The sequence below is a fragment of the Zoogloea sp. genome (assembly GCF_023150065.1).
Lineage (GTDB): Bacteria > Pseudomonadota > Gammaproteobacteria > Burkholderiales > Rhodocyclaceae > Zoogloea.
Genome location: NZ_JAKLLN010000114.1, coordinates 1 through 713 on the forward strand (window position 1 = coordinate 1; position 713 = coordinate 713).

Here is a 713-nt window from a genome sequence, read left to right on the forward strand (position 1 = left end):
GAAGTTGCTGATCGCCAGGTATTTGACCGAACTGCCCGCCGTACCACTGCCGCTGAAGAGCAGCCCGATGGCGCTGGCCCCGGCCGAGGCGCCGTTGAGCGCGATCACCGGCTCTCCGGTGAAACCAGCCTGGGAATCGCCCTCGATGTGGATGACGCTGGTGATCGTCGGCAGCGCGGAGGTGAGGTTGATGATCTGCGCGCCGCTGCCGATCGCGAAGGTGATGGTGTCGGCTCCGGCCGTGTTGTTGGCGGCGGTGATCGCCTCGCGGAGGGAGATCTTGCCGTCTGCGCCCTTGTTGGCGATGAGGTTGGCGATGCTGCTGGTGTTGCCGTCGGCGGTATCGGCGGCGGTGGTGACGATCAGCTCGCTCGCCACGTTGGTCACCGTGACGGCGATGGCCTGGGTGTCGGTGTTGGTGCCGTCGGAAACCCGTACGGTCAGGTTGTAGACGTTGTTGGCGCCGCTGTCGGTGGGGTTCTCGTAGTCGGGCGCGGCGATGAACTGGAGCACGCCGGTGTTGCTGTCGATGGTGAACTTGGCCGCGTCGACACCGCCGGAGATGTCGTAGGTGAGCGTGTCGCCAGGCAGGTCGGCGTCGGTGGCCGTCACCGAGGTGACGATCAGGGTGTTCTCGGCGATGGAGACCGACGCCGACGCGCCGCCACCGTTGCTGGTGATCGTTGGCGTGTTGTCATTCACCGGGGTGACGC

1 protein-coding gene is annotated in these 713 nt (G+C 66.1%); it reads right to left on the reverse strand.

The genetic code is table 11. The annotated features are described in order from the left end of the window. The coding region (locus L6Q67_RS23750) for a cadherin repeat domain-containing protein (RefSeq protein ID WP_296576044.1) at positions 1-713 on the reverse strand (713 nt) is incomplete at both ends.